The following is a 15,136-nucleotide window of genomic DNA, read 5'->3' on the forward strand; positions in this document are numbered from 1 at the left end:
ATGGCTGATTCATGGCGGCATTAGTCCGCAGACTTCAACCCGCAGGCTACAAACTGGCAGAGAGATCCAAATCGGGCGCAGACCCTTGCACCAACGCAGACAGGGAAGGCGGCAACGGTGCAGAGGGCGTAGTTTGTTGAGCAATGGGGGAAGGGAAGTCGATCGCCCCGATCGGTGCGGGCGCGGCCAAATCATTGGGCAAGAAGATCCGCGCACTCACGGCGATCAATGCCACCGCGAAGATCAACACCACCAGGAAGGGAGCCACATACTGCCGGAAAAACGCCATCACCGACCTCTCTAATTTTGATAACGTTCTGTAATATTTCTTGGCACTTATTTTGACAGAAAACCCGCCCAATCCCGCATTGGGTTTCTCAGAATTTCTCGCGGAAATTTTTCGTCGGCATTTCCCGTGAACATTTCCCGCAGATATTTCTACCACCGACAATCCAAAACCAACGATCCAACCCAATTGCTATGGATGCAGCCACCCCTCGATCGCCCCTGTTAGCTTGCCAAGGCGCAACCCAAGGCGGTCGATCGCCCTTGGGGCCGATTACGGGGGCGATCGAACCCGGAGAGCGGCTGTTGATTGTGGGGGCACAGGCCCCGGAGATTTTGCGCTGGTGGGTGCGGCTGTCGGAGCCAACGGCTGGCGATGTGCTGGTTCAGGGACAGCGGGTGCAGGCGCTGGATCCCGTTGCCCTGCGGCGGCGGGTGGCTTGGGTGGCTCCTCGATCGACCTTGCTGGCTCCGACGGTGGCGGCAACCCTCGCCTATCCTCTGGCGTTGCTGGGCCAAGACTCCCGGGCGATCGAGGCGGCCATTCAGGAAACCTGCGATCGCTTTGGAATTCCCACCAGTTGGTTAACCCGCCAAGCCTTTCAACTGACCGCCGCCGAGCAACATTGGGTGGCGATCGCGCGGGCTAGTTTGTTGCAACCGTTGGTGTTGCTGTTGGGCGATGGGTTTGAGGGCTTAACCAAGGAACAGAGCGATCGCCTGCAAAACCTATTGCAAAATCAAGCATTCAGCTCCCAAACCGCCGCAGTTGTTTGCACCGCCACCACGATCGCCGGACTGAGGGCTGCCCCGATCGCCACCCGCTGTTGGGTGTTAACGCAGGGGCAACTGACGACCGATCGGCCGGCTTCCGAAATGGACTGGGCTGCTCTGGAAAAACAATTCCCCTCGGTTAATCAGGCCGGCCTTAATTCCGGCATGAATTCTGGAATAGATTCCGATCCCGAAGCCGATTGGTTTTGAAGTGGTTTGGCTATGCTCTGCCAGTGGCCCTGCATGGCCTGTGTCGTCATCGGGCCCGTGGCATTTCAATCGGCTGGCAAGACGACACGCGGAGCCAATAGCGGCCCCGCCTCTTCCGTCGTTAGGGCCCCAACTCCCAACAACCGACCGGACTGATCCAAAACACGGGCGATCGGGTCGGTTTGCTCCTGCTTGAGGGATGCGCCGCATTGCGGTGTTGGGGGCCATTCCGCGAGGGTGATCGCTTGGCCAAAAAACCAGCGCTTCACGGCCTCTTCCGCCAAGGTCACCGTGGGCAGATGGGTCAAGCCCAAGGCTGGGTCGATCGGTTGCCACCCTTGCCCGATCGCCGCTTCCAATTGCTCCAGCGTCAGGCTGTCTTCCAAGGTGAAGCCGCCGCTGGCCGTTCGTTTCAAATGGGCCAACGTGCCCCCCACGCCCAAGGCCGCGCCCAGATCTCGGGCGATCGAGCGGATATAGGTTCCGGGGCCACAGTCGATGGTTAAGTCCAACTCCGGCTCGGTTCCCGGTCGCCAAGCCTCGATCGTGATTCGATCGACCTGCACTTGTCGCTCCGGCACTTCCACGGTCTTACCTTGTCGCGCTAAATCGTAGAGCCGCTGCCCATCCACCTGAATAGCGCTGTATTGGGGGGGAATCTGTCGAATTGGGCCGATGAATTGCGATATTTGGCTGGAAATGGCTTCTAAGGTGAGGCTGGTTAAGGCCTCGGGCGATCGCGCCGTCAGCACTTCCCCTTCCAGGTCATCGGTGGTGGTGGTGATGCCAAGGCGCACCGTGGCTGCGTAGGATTTGGCCCCCGGCAAAAATTGCAACAGACGGGTGGCGGGTCCCAGGGCGATCGGCAACACCCCGATCGCGGCCGGATCCAACGTGCCCCCATGGCCCGTCCGTTTGCACCGCGTCAGCCGCCGTACTTTGGCCACGCAATCGTGGGACGTGAAACCCGCCGGTTTGCACAAGTTCAAAAATCCACAAACCATCGCCTAATTGCACCTACAGGGGACAAACACCTGATTTTTGATTTCTAATTTCTAATTTCTAATTTCTGAATTCTTGGTTCTAATTCTTGCTAATGCTGGATTGCTGCTAGCGTTCTGTTTGGTCAGATGTGGGCCGAGAGCAGCCGTTTCAGCCAGCCTCAGACACGCAAAGGGGTAGAGATGCAGCCCACATCTCCACCCCCTGTGATTGCAGCCTGCGCCCACCGCGATCGCCCGAAAACGACCTTGAACGCAAACCAAATTTCATGGGTTTTTGGTCTCTGAAGGAACGGCCCTAGGCCGCCATTCCCTGAATGATGTAGTCGAAGTAAGGCTCGGTGGCGGCGGCATCTTCGGTGCTCAGAAGGCCCAAAGTGGCTTCCTTGAGACAACGCACGGCTTCCACCATCCCCGGCAGCGGGACACCCAAGGAGTTGTACATTTCGCGTGCGCCCACCAGACCAATGGTTTCGATCGGTTCTTTGTCGCCCGCCAACACGCCGTAGGTCACCAGTCGCAGATACCAGCCATAGTCCCGAAGGCACTGGTTCCGCTCCCGTTGGCCATAGGCATTGCCGCCGGGAGCAATAAAGTCCGGACGACGTTGCCACAGCTTGCGGCTGGCTTCTTGCACAATCTTTTTCTCACTGTCGGCCAGCGTTTGGGCAATCCGAATACGCTGCTCGCCGGTTTTTAAAAATTCCGAGATGCTCTTAAGCTCGCCACTGCTAGGGTAGCGAAGCTCATCGTCGGCTTTCAGAATGACTTGGCTAACTACGCTCATAATATCGAGAGTATCGGAATATCGTTTCCACTCTACCAAAGTTTTTTCGCGGCAAAACCTTCGGGCGAATTGACCCCTGATTGGGGCGATCGCCCGGGGCTGGAATGGGCCGAGACCCCTTAGCAAAAATGGGGTCAAACCATTGCCCAGTCGGTTTTCGTCGATCGGGAAATCGTTGGCTTGGATTTACTTAGGGGCGATCGATTCAGAGGGCTGTTGCTGATCCCAGATCCTCCACAAAAGGCCTTGGTCGGGGGTGTCAATCGGTGGCAGCTTTGGTGAAGATTTGTAACAGATACCCCGAAGCCTGTCTCAGGTTTGGCGACGACTGCCGGGGACTGGGCCAGGAGTAGCCAAGATTCAGAAAGATTCGGATTCTGACCTGGATCTGATCCAGATCAGATCTAGACAGGAATGGGCAAAAGGGGCAGGAGGAAATTTTGCTGGAATTGCATTGTCATACGACGTTTTCCGATGGCACGCTGACTCCGACGGAGTTGGTGGCGGCGGCGATCGAGGCGGGGGTGCGGGCCCTGGCCATTACGGATCACGATACCTGCGCTGGTTTGGATGAAGCGATCGAGGCGGCGGGCGATCGGCTCGAGATTGTGCCGGGATTGGAACTGAGCGTGGTTCACAACGGGCGATCGCTCCATATTTTGGGGTTTTATCCCGATCGCGATCAAATTCATGAACCGCTGGCCGTGCGCTTGGCCGGCCGTCGCCAGCGGGCCCAACGCATGGCGGAAAAGCTGGCGGAGTTGGGCTACCCGATCGAGCTGCCGGAATTACCAGGCAACATGGCTCCTGGACGACCGCACATCGCCCAAGCGCTGGTGGCGGCGGGCCATGTCACGTCGGCCCAGGAAGCGTTTACCCGATTTTTGGGGGATGATCGCCCGGCCCATGTGCAGTACGACAAATTTTCGATCGTGGAGGGCATGAACCTGCTCCGATCGGCTGGGGCCGTGCCCGTTTGGGCCCATCCTTACCTGTTTCGTGGGGGCAATGTGGAAGACACCTTGCCGGAACTGGTGGCGGCGGGGCTGCTGGGCTTGGAGGTTTATCATCCCAACCACAGCCTGACGGAGCAAAAGCGCCTTTTGGAACTGTGCGATCGCTATGGATTGTTGGCCACGGGCGGCAGTGACTACCACGGCCCCGCCCCGAGTACCAGGGCTGAACGCCGCGACAGCTTAAATCAATTTCAATTGCCCCTGGCCCTGCTCGATCGCCTAAAACAGGTCAAGGCTACCTTGGAAATGGAAACCGATTATTGATTGGGCAGCCACCCAAACCCGATCGATCCCAAAATCGCCACCCCAAAGATCAATCGATAGATCACAAAAACCCAAGTGTTTTGGGTCTGCAAAAACTTCAGTAACCAAGCGATCGCCGCATAGGACGACACCGCCGACACCACAACACCCACCGTCAGTGACAACCCCGCGCCGGCCGGCAACCCTTCTTTCAAAACACCCACCAGTTCCACCAATCCCGCCAGGGTAATGGCGGGAATGCCCAGCAGAAAGGAGAAACGCGCCGCCGCTGCCCGATCGATGCCGGACAACAGGCCCGCCGTCAGGGTTGATCCCGATCGCGAGACCCCGGGAATCAGGGCCAGGGCTTGGGCTGCCCCTAAAATTAATCCATCGTTTAGACCCAGGGCGTTGTAGTGGCGGTGGCGGCTGCCGGTCACTTCCGCCAAACCCAGCAGCAGGGCCATGACGATCGAGGCGATCGCGATCGCTCCCAAGCTCCGTAGCGGGGAATTGTCAAAATCGGGGATGAATTTCTTAATTGCTAAGCCGCCAGCCACAATGGGCAACGTTCCCAGACCAATGCCAAGGGCAATCCGAAACTGCCGATCGCCCCAATCCTTGCGGGAAATGGCTTGGGCTGACCCGATCGCCAGGGCCGTTAAATCTGCCCAAAAATAAGTCAGCACCGCCGCGATGCTCCCCAGTTGGATCACCGCCGTGTAGGCCACGCCCGGATCGCCCCAACCGAGCACCACGGGCACAACCTTCAAGTGGGCCGTGCTGCTGATCGGTAAAAACTCCGTCAGCCCCTGCACCAGCCCCAGGCCGATCGCCTCCAGCCAGCTCACGCCATCACTCACCGAAACCGTTGGGTCAGCCGCTTGGGCCGCAGCCCCCAAGCCCACCAGCCAAACCCCCAGCCCCATCCCGGCCCACCAGCGGTAAACCCGCTTGATTTGACTCTGCCCTTTGCTGCTTGATCGCCCTTGCTGTGAATTACCCATCGTTAAACCTGATTGGCCCCAACCATGCCTGAAAATGCTCAGCACCTTCAACCACTGTTCTGAATTTCTGCTGGATTTCTAAGGACTGATGCTAAGGACTGAATACGATGTCCTTGATTCGCAATCCGCCTTCCTTGCCATGCTACCCAACGGCGTTCCTCCGCCATCATTCCAATCGCGGCTGATATTGTGGCTGATTTTGCCGCATCTCGAAAACCAACTGCTATCGGTGATGCACCGTGGGGGCTATGGTATGTTAAGAAAACTAAAGATAAAAATTAATAAACCTAACCAAAGTCGCAGGTTTTCTCATTTTGGTTGCCTATCCCTCCTCTGCCAGCGCCATTACGCCGTTTCGTCGATCGGCTGGCCCCGGTCGTTTGATGTCCGCGAGTTTGGCGGCGGATGCCTCGGCTAGTGATTGCCCTGATGAGACAACCCTGATTCCCCCCGCCCCGCCGATCGCCAGCCGATCGCCCGTGGCCTTGGGCTGGATGTTTGTGGCGGGGTTGTTCCTGGTGTCAGGCCCCGTGTTTGTGGAAGCCCCCTTGGTGCGATCGTTCCCCATCCTTTGCACCGCCCTCACCCTGCTTTGGAGTCTGTTGGGGGCCCGGTGGCTGGAGTCGCCCAAGTGGCGGGTTTGGGGCGACCTGTTGGTGGGGTTTAGCTGGAGTTGGCTGGCGGGTTCGCTCTATTGGGGCTGGTTGCGTTGGGAACCCACAGTTCACCTGCCCATGGAGGCGATCGCCCTGCCCCTGGCGCTAATCTCCGTGCGATCGAGCTGGGGACGCATTGGCAGCCTGTTCTATCTCGGCTCCTTGTTGGGAACCGCCATCACCGATAGCTATTTCTATTGCGTGGATTTGATGCCCGCCTGGCGCGAGGCGATCGCCGCCGAAAGTGCCGATCTTCACACCGTTGCCCCGATCCTGCACGGAGCCTTGGCCAAAATGCATACCCCCTTTGGCCTGGGCTGGGCCGCGTTGCTGGCGGGTACGTTGCTGTTTGCTGGCCTGGGCGCGGGTTGGTGGGCCAAGCGATCCCAGGATGCTGGCTGGATGGTGTTTAGTGCGGCCCTGTTGGGCACTCTCTTTGTCGATGGCCTATTCTGGCTGAGTGCCCTGTTTGCCTAATTTGCCTACTCGGCCCCGTTGGCCCCAACCGTGGCGTAGCCCAAAATCTGCACAGGCTGTACGGAGGAGCTGTCAATGGCGGTGTATATTGTGCCGGACTAAAACAACACCTAGTCTCCAGGACTTTCACTTGTGCGCGCGTGGTTACGCTCCAGCCCTGTCCGCATTTAATTCTGAGAACCGAATCCGGCAGCCGGTACTTACCCCTTGTCGGTAGCGCTTGCTGGACGATCGGTCGTAGCCCAGACAATGATTTTGTGCTGGGCGATCCTTGGATCTCGCGCAACCATGCCATGCTCCAGTGCATGGAGGATGGCGCGTTCTATTTGATTGATCTGGGAAGTCGCAATGGTTCCTTCGTGAATGGCCGCCGGGTGAGCATTCCCGTCACCCTGCAAAGCGGCGATCGCCTGACCTTTGGCCAAACGGAACTGGATTTTTATGCGCCCGCCCACGATCGGGACTACAGCACCAGCGATAGTTTTGAATTTTCTGTGACTGCAACGCTCCATGTGCGACGGCTGATCACGATTTTGGTGGCTGACATTCGGAATTTCACGGGGCTGACCCGACAAACGGACGAAAAAGTCCTCTCGGAGGCGATCGGGACTTGGTTTCGCCAAGCGGGCAACATCATCCGTGAATCCGGCAGTTGGGTGGATAAATATATCGGCGATGCTGTGATGGCCGTGTGGATTCACGGGGAGCAGGAAGTGAGTCCCCGGGAAGTGCTGCAAATTTTTGAGGCGGTCAATGCACTGCAAAAAATGACCCGCGACTTGCATTTGCACTATCCTTTGCCCTTTCCGTTGCGAATTGGCACCGGGGCCAACACGGGCTATGCCATGGTTGGCAACACCGGCAGCAACGATCGCCCTGATTACACCGCCCTGGGCGACACGGTGAACGCCGCCTTTCGGTTAGAGTCTTGCACCAAGGAATTGCAACTGGACGTGGCGATCGGGAAAACCACCTACCAGTATCTCTGTGCCTTGAATGGCTCTGCCTGCGAGATTTTTCAGGAATATCGCGTGAACCTCAAGGGCTATGACACCGAAAGCGTCACCTATGCCGCCACCTACGACAATCTCGATCGGTTTTTAACCGCCCATCATCGATCCCTGGAACTGGATTTTTAAAATTCAACTTGATTAAAATCCAAATTAAAATCCAATCAATTGCCTCCCTTGACCCAAGTTTGGCCAAACTGGTGAATTGAGATGAAGACCAGGGCCGCGTGGAAAATCCTGGGGCCGATCGTTGGTCAATTGTTCTCGATCGAGATTCAAAACTTTGATCAATCCCATGGGCGCAAACGGTATTACTCAACACGACCCTAACCATGATTTTGGGCTTCTGTTGCTATAGTGGAATGAAATTTTGTTGGGTTTTGCATCCAAGCAATGGGACAAAGAATCGACTATTGGCAACTTTTACTGACTTGAGTCACTGATTTCTTTCAAACAGCGATCCAAAAAACAACCATAAGGAATGATCATTCCTGGAGTTTTTGATGAACGTCCTGCTGCTATATCCTCTTTTTCCGAAAAGCTTTTGGTCTTTTGAGAAAACCCTAGCCTTGCTCGATCGCAAGGCAATGCTCCCGCCCTTGGGATTGGTGACGGTGGCGGCGCTTTTGCCCCAAAGCTGGAATTTTAAGCTGGTGGATTGTAATGTCCGTGACATCACTGAAGCGGAGTGGGATTGGGCTGATTTGGTGATTTTGTCAGCGATGATTGTGCAAAAAGATGATTTGCTCGATCGCATCAGAGCCGCAAAACAACGGGGCAAACGGGTTGCCGTGGGCGGCCCCTACGCCACGGCCCTGCCGCAGGAAGTGAGCGACGTGGGGGCCGATTATCTGATTTTGGATGAAGGGGAAATTACCCTGCCCCTGTTTGTGGAGGCGATTGAACGAGGCGAGCTAGCGGGCACTTTCCGCGCCAACGGGGTGAAGCCCGACGTAACCGAAACGCCCATTCCGCGCTTCGACCTGCTGGAATTTGATGCTTATGCGGAAATGTCGGTGCAATTTTCGCGGGGCTGCCCATTCCAGTGCGAATTCTGCGACATTATTGTGCTCTATGGTCGCAAGCCGCGCACCAAAACGCCTCAACAACTCTTGCGAGAATTGGACTACCTGTATGAGTTGGGATGGCGGCGCAGCATCTTCATGGTGGATGACAACTTCATTGGCAACAAACGCAATGTGAAGCTGTTCCTAAAAGAGCTGTTGCCTTGGATGGTGGAGCATCAATATCCCTTCTCCTTTGCCACGGAAGCTTCGGTGGACTTGGCTCAGGATCAAGAACTGATGGATATGATGGTGCAGTGCAATTTTGGGGCTGTGTTTTTGGGCATTGAAACGCCCGATGAGGAGAGCCTGACCCTGACCCAAAAGCATCAAAATACCCGAGATTCCTTGAGCGAGGCGGTGATTGCCATTGCCCGATCGGGCCTGCGGGTGATGGCCGGTTTTATCATCGGTTTTGATGGGGAAAAAGCCGGTGCGGGCGCAAGAATTGTGCAATTTGTGGAAAAAACGGCAATTCCCACCGCCCTGTTCAGCATGTTGCAAGCCTTGCCGGATACGGCCCTTTGGCATCGATTGGAGCGGGAAGGGCGGCTGCGCAGCAAGTCGGCCAACATCAACCAAACCACATTGATGAACTTTGTGCCCACGCGCCCCCTTGAAGACATTGCGCGGGAATATGTGGCGGCTTTCTATGAACTCTACGATCCGGAACGGTTTTTAGATCGGGTTTATCGCCACTTCCGCTTGCTGGGGGAAGCGACCTATCCCAAGAAGGGCAAGGGATCGCGCAAGCCCATTAACTGGGTGACGGTTCGGGCGTTGCTGACCATTTGTTGGCGGCAGGGGGCGTTGCGGAAAACGCGCTGGCAGTTCTGGCGCAACCTTTGGAATATGTGGCGGCATAACCCCGGTGGCATCAGCAGCTATCTATCGGTTTGCGCCCAAATTGAACATTTCATGGAATATCGCGAAATTGTGCGATCGGAAATTGAAGAGCAAGTGCAGCAGTTCTTGGCGGAGGAATTGCGCCTGAAGAATAGTCAACGGGCGGAAGCGATGGTTTAAGGATCGGGAGCCTGTTGGGCCTAAGGGTGGCAGCCAAGAATGGGCGATCGCACGCCCAAAATCTATGCAACAATTAGCTCTCGACTGGCTCTCGCCCGTTTGTCTGTTTGCGAGCAATAGCGAAAAAGGTTGGTGGGGCTTCCATCAGCCCGGTCGCAGGTGGCTCGAAACTTGAGATACTGGTGATATTATTCGACTTTTTCACCAGCGAAGGCCGTTGCCCAGTCTCGGTGCCCATGGGTAACTGAGAGCGAAGCGCGATCGCGTTGGTGGTTCCGCCATGATTTGCTGTGTCTTGTAAGGAGGTACCGGTTCTCATGAAACGGTTTGTTCGCCTGGTATTTGCGATCGCCCTGGTCGCGCTCACGTGGATTGGCGCGGGCTATCCTCAGGCTGCATGGGCTGAAGCATCTTTAAACAATGCCGATGCCAAGTTGGCGACGGAATTTGGCAAAAAAATTGATTTGAACAATACCAATATCAGCAACTTCAAGGCTTACCGGGGTCTGTACCCGACGTTGGCGCAAAAGATTATTGCGAATGCGCCCTACAGTGCGCCGGAAGAAGTGCTGAAGATTGGCGGCCTGAGCGATCGGCAACAGAGCCTTTTAAAGGATTACTTGGATGCGGGCACCTTCACGGTGACGGAACAGGATCCGATCTTCAATGAAGGGGATCACCGCATTAACGATGGCGTTTACAAATAACGTTAGGTTGTCCCTGATTGGTTTCCAGGACTAATCAAAGGGCTAATCAAGGGTTCCGGTCATCGCAATATTGCCACTGGAACTGAAGATAGTGATTCACCCCGCCCGATGATCGGCTTGGCCGGTTTGATTGCTCCATCGGGTTTGGGGCCCCGCACTCGGAATTCCCGTATCCGGAATCCGTGAACTAGATTATTAAAGGCGATTGCGCAGCGGTAGTTTAGCTCCCGGCGTGATCGCCTTTTGCTTAAATCTGGTTGAATCTCGTTAGGTCTCGGGCAGTGATCCGAGAAATTCAACGTCTGTTGCGGCTTGGCGGCGGTGATCGCTGGCTGTGGCGCTTTTGCTTGGCAATCCCACGATTTTTAGCTTTCTGTGCCCAATGATGCATGACCCTTTGCCGGCTGTGGAAATTGAGCGCCCAACGGTCGATCGCTTTGATGTGATCGTGGTGGGTTGTGGGGCGGCGGGGTTATATTCAGCCCTCTGTTTACCGGCTGAGCTGTCGGTGGCGGTGGTGACCAAGGCCACGGTGTCGCGATCGGCGAGTGATTGGGCCCAAGGGGGGCTGGCGGCGGTGACGGCTCCCGATGATTCGGTGGCGTTGCATGTGGCCGACACGCTGGCGGCGGGGGCAGGCCTGTGCGATCGGGTGGCGGTGGAATTTTTGGTGGCGGAAGCGCCGGCCTGCGTGGCGCAGTTGGTGGAGCTGGGGGTGGCGTTCGATCGTGATCAGGGACAGTTGGCCGTCACCCTGGAGGCGGCTCACTCCCGACGGCGGGTGCTCCATGCGGCAGATGCAACGGGGCGAGCGGTGGTGAGTGCCTTGGTGGCGCGGGTGTTGGAGCGATCGAACATTACGGTGCTGTCGGAAACCCTGGCGATTGACCTGTGGTTGACCCCCGATCGACAAAGTTGCCAAGGAATTGCCTGTTTGCAGGAAGGGCAACTGCGGTGGCTGGCGGCTGGAGCCACGATCTTGGCCACGGGCGGCGGCGGCCAGGTATTTGCCCACACCACCAATCCCAGCGTTAGCACGGGCGACGGCGTGGCCATGGCCTATCGCGCTGGGGCCGTGCTGCGCGATTTGGAATTTGTGCAGTTTCACCCCACGGCCTTGGATATTCCCGGCGCACCGCACTTTCTAATCAGCGAGGCGGTGCGGGGTGAGGGGGCCCACTTGGTGGATGACCAAGGGCGGCGGTTTGCTTTTGATTTTCATGAAGCGGGAGAGTTGGCCCCGCGTGATGCGGTCAGTCGGGCCGTCTATTCCCACTTGCAACGGCATGGGGGCGATCGGGTGTGGTTGGACTTACAACCCATTCCCGAAGCGCAAATTTTGCACCGGTTTCCCAATATCTTGAAGGCTTGTCGTGATTGGGGCATCGATCCGCTGCGGGAACCAATTCCCGTGTCGCCTGCGGCCCACTATTGGATGGGGGGCATTGCGACTGATCGAGCCAATTGCACCTCCTTAGGGGGGCTATACGCCGTGGGCGAAACCGCCAGCACCGGGGTGCATGGGGCCAATCGCTTGGCCAGTAATTCCTTGTTGGAATGTATTGTGTTTGGGGCCCAGTTCCGAGACTTGACCGTGGCCCAAGGGTCGGTGCTGCCGATCGAGCGGTGCTTGTCGCTGCCGACCATCGCCTTTGAGCCATCGCCGGACTTGGCGCACTGGCGAAATTATTTGCCCAAGCTGGTTTGGAGTGCGGCGGGCATTTGTCGCAAATCATCGACCCTGATCGACGCGATCGCCCAGTTGCAAGCGGCCCAATCCACCCTGCGCAACTTGCCGATTCAACAATTGTTGACCCAATTGCAGCCGGGTGAAACCTGCCAAATTTTGGACGATCGCGCAATCTCGGCGGTACATCAGTGGGTGGAAACACGTAACTTGCTGGATGTGGCCACCTCGCTGCTGGAGAGTGCCCTGTTCCGAACGGAAAGTCGCGGCGGCCACTATCGAGTGGATCACCCCAATACGGATCCAGCTTGGGCTTGTCACACCCTGTTGCAGGGGAACAAGCGCTGGATTTCCCAATCGGGTTTGGGCGATCGCACCAGTCTCCCTTGGGTCTGATCGTTCGATCGCCTTATGACAACTTAGCTCAGGAGTTGGGCGATCGCCTGGCGATACTCACTCTTTTGCTTCACGCCGCGAAACTCCGCTGCCTTGGCCTTGTTGTGGAAAATCATCACCGTTGGCGTTCCGGTGACCCCCGCCCCTTCGGCAATTTGCGGCTCATCCTTCACATCCACCTCCACAAAGTGAATTTGCCCCTCAAATTCATCCACCACCTTATCCAGCATGGGTTTCAGGATGTGGCAAGGGCCGCAATCGGGGGCAACAAACTTCACCACCAAGGGGCGATCGGTCTCGTGGTAAAGCTTGCGAACCGCGTAGCCGCCAAAGTGGCGTGTGGCTTGTGGATTGAAAGTTTCTTCCGTATCCGCCACGATCGGCTTGTCTTCGGTCACGGAGGCCGCCGTTGGCTCGGTGCTGTCGCGCTTCACCTCCTGGGCCAAGCCCTGAGCCGAAAGCCACCGTTCCGCCAACAGGGCCGCTGCGCAACCGGTTCCGGCCGCCGTGATCGCTTGCCGATATTCATGATCTTGCACATCACCGGCCGCAAACACCCCCTCCACGCTGGTTTCCACGCTGTGGGGACGGGTTTTGATATAGCCCACCTCGTCTAGGTCAAGCTGCCCCACAAACAAATCGGTGTTGGGTTTGTGCCCGATCGCGTAGAACAAACCACGGGCGGCGATCGTTGATTCTTCGCCGGTTTGCTGGTGCTGGACCCGTAGGCCGGTCATGCCCGTTTCGTCCCCCACCACATCGATCGCGGTGGTGTGCCAATGAACCGTGATCTTGGCATTGGCCAACACCCGGTCTTGCATGGCCTTGCTGGCCCGCATTTTGTCCGATCGCACCAACAAATGCACCCGTGAGCCATATTTCGTCAGGTACATCGCTTCTTCGGCGGCCGAGTCGCCCCCACCAATCACCACCAGCTCGGCGTTTTGGAACATGGGCATGGCTCCATCACAAATGGCGCAGGCGGAAATGCCCCGGTTCCAAAATTCCGTTTCGCTGGGCAGCCCCAGCCGCTTGGCCGTGGCTCCGGTGGCGATGATGACGCTGTGGGCCCGCAATTCCCGATCGGTCGATCGCACCACAAAGGGCCGCTGGCTCAAGTCCACAAAGGTGACATCTTCCGTCACCACCTCCGTGCCCCACCGTTCCGCCTGGGCGCGCATCCGATCCATCAATTGCGGGCCCGTGATGCCCTCCGGGAAGCCGGGGAAATTTTCCACTTCCGTGGTGGTCATCAGTTGGCCACCGGGCAGACCGCCCGCCTGGAAGCCCGCAAACATAAAAGGTTTCAAGTTGGCACGAGCGGCATAGATGGCAGCCGTGTAACCGGCGGGGCCGGAACCGATGATCACGACATTTTCAACGGTGTTGGGTGCAGAAGCGGCGCTGGTCATGGATGCTTTATCTAAACTCATACCGACTATGAATAAAATAGCATAGTCAGAATTCCGTTGCCATCCCAGCAATTGATTCAGCAGTTCAGGCATTCGTTCAGGTATTGATTAACCCTTGCCCCGTTGCTTCAAGGCAGGAAGGATGTCACCCTAAAATCAATGTGATGGTGTGGTGTGCGTGGTGAGTAACGTTCCTGCGTTTAATCTAACGGAGCAATTTCCGCAAATTCGCGACGAAGTGAATGCGGCGGTCTTGGAGGTATTGGCTTCCGGTAAATACATTGGCGGTGCGGCGATCGAGTCCTTTGAGCAGGATTTTGCCCGCTATGTGGGTACGGAATTCTGTGTGGCCTGTAATTCCGGAACCGATGCTCTGTATTTAGCGTTGCGGGCCCTGGGTGTTGGCCCGGGGGATGAGGTGATTGTGCCGCCTTTCACCTTCATTGCCACCACGGAAACCGTGAGCGCAGTGGGTGCGGTTCCGGTGTTTGTGGATGTGGATGCGGAGACCTTTAACCTGGATCTGGACGCGGTGGAACGGGCGATCGGGCCGCGCACCAAAGCGATTATTCCCGTACACCTGTTTGGCCAGCCGGTGAATATGGAGCGGCTGATGACGATCGCCCGGGCCAGCAACCTGTGGGTGATTGAAGATTGTGCCCAGGCCACGGGAGCAAAGTGGGGCGATCGACGGGTGGGCAGCATTGGCCACGTGGGTTGCTTTAGTTTCTATCCCACCAAAAATTTGGGCGCTTGCGGTGATGGCGGGGCCATGACGGTGAACGATCCTCAACTGGCGGCGGATTTGCGGATGTTGCGGGAGCATGGCCAGCGCCAACGCTACTACCACGAGGCGATCGGGGTGAATAGTCGCCTCGATGCCATTCAGGCGGTGATTCTGCAAATTAAGTTGCGATCGCTCGATCAGTGGAACCAACAGCGCACCGCGATCGCCCAGCGCTATCAACAGGGTCTCGCCGGTTTGCCGGGCCTGCGTTTGCCCCAGGCGATCGCTGGCGGAACCAGCGTTTGGAATCAATACACAATCCAAGTGGGCGAGGGCAGCGCCGGCCCAGAACTGCGCGATCGGTTGCGGCAAGCCCTGCAAGAGCGGGGTGTGGGGACAGCGGTTTACTATCCTTTGCCGCTGCACCTACAAGCGGTCTACGCCAACTTGGGCTATCAGCCGGGATCTTTGCCCGTTTCCGAGCAACTGGGCCATTGTGTCTTGTCCTTGCCCATGTTCCCAGAGCTGACCCCAGAGCAACAGGATCGCGTCATCAACGACCTGCGAGAGGTGTTGACTGCGGTTCCTTTGCCGACGAACTGTGTTGGGGTTTAGGGCAAGCGATTAACCAATGCATTGATTGACAAATGC

The 15,136-nt window shown here is 57.1% G+C and carries 13 protein-coding genes; 8 read left to right on the forward strand and 5 right to left on the reverse strand.

Translation table 11 applies throughout. The annotated features are described in order from the left end of the window. Positions 1-46: 46 nt before the first annotated feature. On the reverse strand, positions 47-289 hold the full coding sequence (locus tag H6F46_RS07280; RefSeq protein ID WP_099531800.1) for a hypothetical protein: 243 nt from the start codon (positions 287-289) through the stop codon (positions 47-49). A 191-nt stretch (positions 290-480) separates the two neighbouring features. Here H6F46_RS07280 and H6F46_RS07285 point away from each other — a divergent pair, with 191 nt between their 5' ends. Then, on the forward strand, positions 481-1,269 hold the full coding sequence (locus tag H6F46_RS07285) for an ATP-binding cassette domain-containing protein (protein ID WP_190354126.1): 789 nt from the start codon (positions 481-483) through the stop codon (positions 1,267-1,269). A 65-nt stretch (positions 1,270-1,334) separates the two neighbouring features. On the opposite strand, the gene truB is transcribed toward H6F46_RS07285, so the two are convergent. Next, entirely contained in the window at positions 1,335-2,273 is a 939-nt protein-coding gene (truB, locus tag H6F46_RS07290) for a tRNA pseudouridine(55) synthase TruB (protein ID WP_190354127.1), read from the reverse strand. A gap of 295 nt (positions 2,274-2,568) precedes the next feature. Further along, positions 2,569-3,057, reverse strand: coding sequence for an allophycocyanin subunit alpha-B (locus tag H6F46_RS07295; RefSeq protein ID WP_099531803.1), 489 nt, complete (start codon positions 3,055-3,057; stop codon positions 2,569-2,571). A gap of 440 nt (positions 3,058-3,497) precedes the next feature. On the opposite strand from H6F46_RS07295, the gene H6F46_RS07300 reads away from it, so the two are divergent. Then, on the forward strand, positions 3,498-4,337 hold the full coding sequence (locus H6F46_RS07300; protein ID WP_190354128.1) for a PHP domain-containing protein: 840 nt from the start codon (positions 3,498-3,500) through the stop codon (positions 4,335-4,337). Here H6F46_RS07300 and H6F46_RS07305 read toward each other — a convergent pair. Then, the gene (locus H6F46_RS07305; RefSeq protein ID WP_190354246.1) at positions 4,331-5,245 is read right to left on the reverse strand and encodes an undecaprenyl-diphosphate phosphatase; all 915 of its coding nucleotides are present in this window, start codon (positions 5,243-5,245) and stop codon (positions 4,331-4,333) included. The genes H6F46_RS07300 and H6F46_RS07305 overlap by 7 nt on opposite strands. 392 nt (positions 5,246-5,637) lie before the next feature. Between H6F46_RS07305 and H6F46_RS07310 the strand changes: the two genes are divergently transcribed. The 5 genes from H6F46_RS07310 (at position 5,638) to nadB (ending at position 12,346) form a co-directional block, all read left to right on the forward strand. Next, positions 5,638-6,456: a DUF3120 domain-containing protein gene (locus tag H6F46_RS07310; protein WP_199291435.1), complete on the forward strand. Its 819-nt coding sequence runs from the start codon at positions 5,638-5,640 to the stop codon at positions 6,454-6,456. Positions 6,457-6,596: 140 nt separating this feature from the next. Beyond that, entirely contained in the window at positions 6,597-7,595 is a 999-nt protein-coding gene (locus tag H6F46_RS07315) for an adenylate/guanylate cyclase domain-containing protein (RefSeq protein WP_099531807.1), read from the forward strand. A 374-nt stretch (positions 7,596-7,969) separates the two neighbouring features. Beyond that, complete coding sequence (locus H6F46_RS07320; RefSeq protein WP_099531808.1) at positions 7,970-9,556, forward strand: B12-binding domain-containing radical SAM protein; 1,587 nt, start codon at positions 7,970-7,972, stop codon at positions 9,554-9,556. 317 nt (positions 9,557-9,873) lie between these two features. After that, positions 9,874-10,263, forward strand: coding sequence for a photosystem II complex extrinsic protein PsbU (gene psbU / locus H6F46_RS07325; protein WP_099531810.1), 390 nt, complete (start codon positions 9,874-9,876; stop codon positions 10,261-10,263). Between the two features lie 382 nt (positions 10,264-10,645). Further along, positions 10,646-12,346: an L-aspartate oxidase gene (gene nadB, locus H6F46_RS07330; protein WP_242027829.1), complete on the forward strand. Its 1,701-nt coding sequence runs from the start codon at positions 10,646-10,648 to the stop codon at positions 12,344-12,346. Between the two features lie 23 nt (positions 12,347-12,369). Here nadB and trxB read toward each other — a convergent pair whose 3' ends face one another. Continuing rightward, positions 12,370-13,779: a thioredoxin-disulfide reductase gene (gene trxB, locus H6F46_RS07335; protein ID WP_099531811.1), complete on the reverse strand. Its 1,410-nt coding sequence runs from the start codon at positions 13,777-13,779 to the stop codon at positions 12,370-12,372. Between the two features lie 148 nt (positions 13,780-13,927). On the opposite strand from trxB, the gene H6F46_RS07340 reads away from it, so the two are divergent. Beyond that, positions 13,928-15,100: an aminotransferase class I/II-fold pyridoxal phosphate-dependent enzyme gene (locus H6F46_RS07340; RefSeq protein ID WP_190354130.1), complete on the forward strand. Its 1,173-nt coding sequence runs from the start codon at positions 13,928-13,930 to the stop codon at positions 15,098-15,100. The last annotated feature ends 36 nt before the right edge of the window (positions 15,101-15,136 follow it).

It is taken from the genome of Limnothrix sp. FACHB-1083 (assembly GCF_014696485.1).
In the GTDB taxonomy this organism is placed as follows: Bacteria; Cyanobacteriota; Cyanobacteriia; order CACIAM-69d; family CACIAM-69d; genus CACIAM-69d.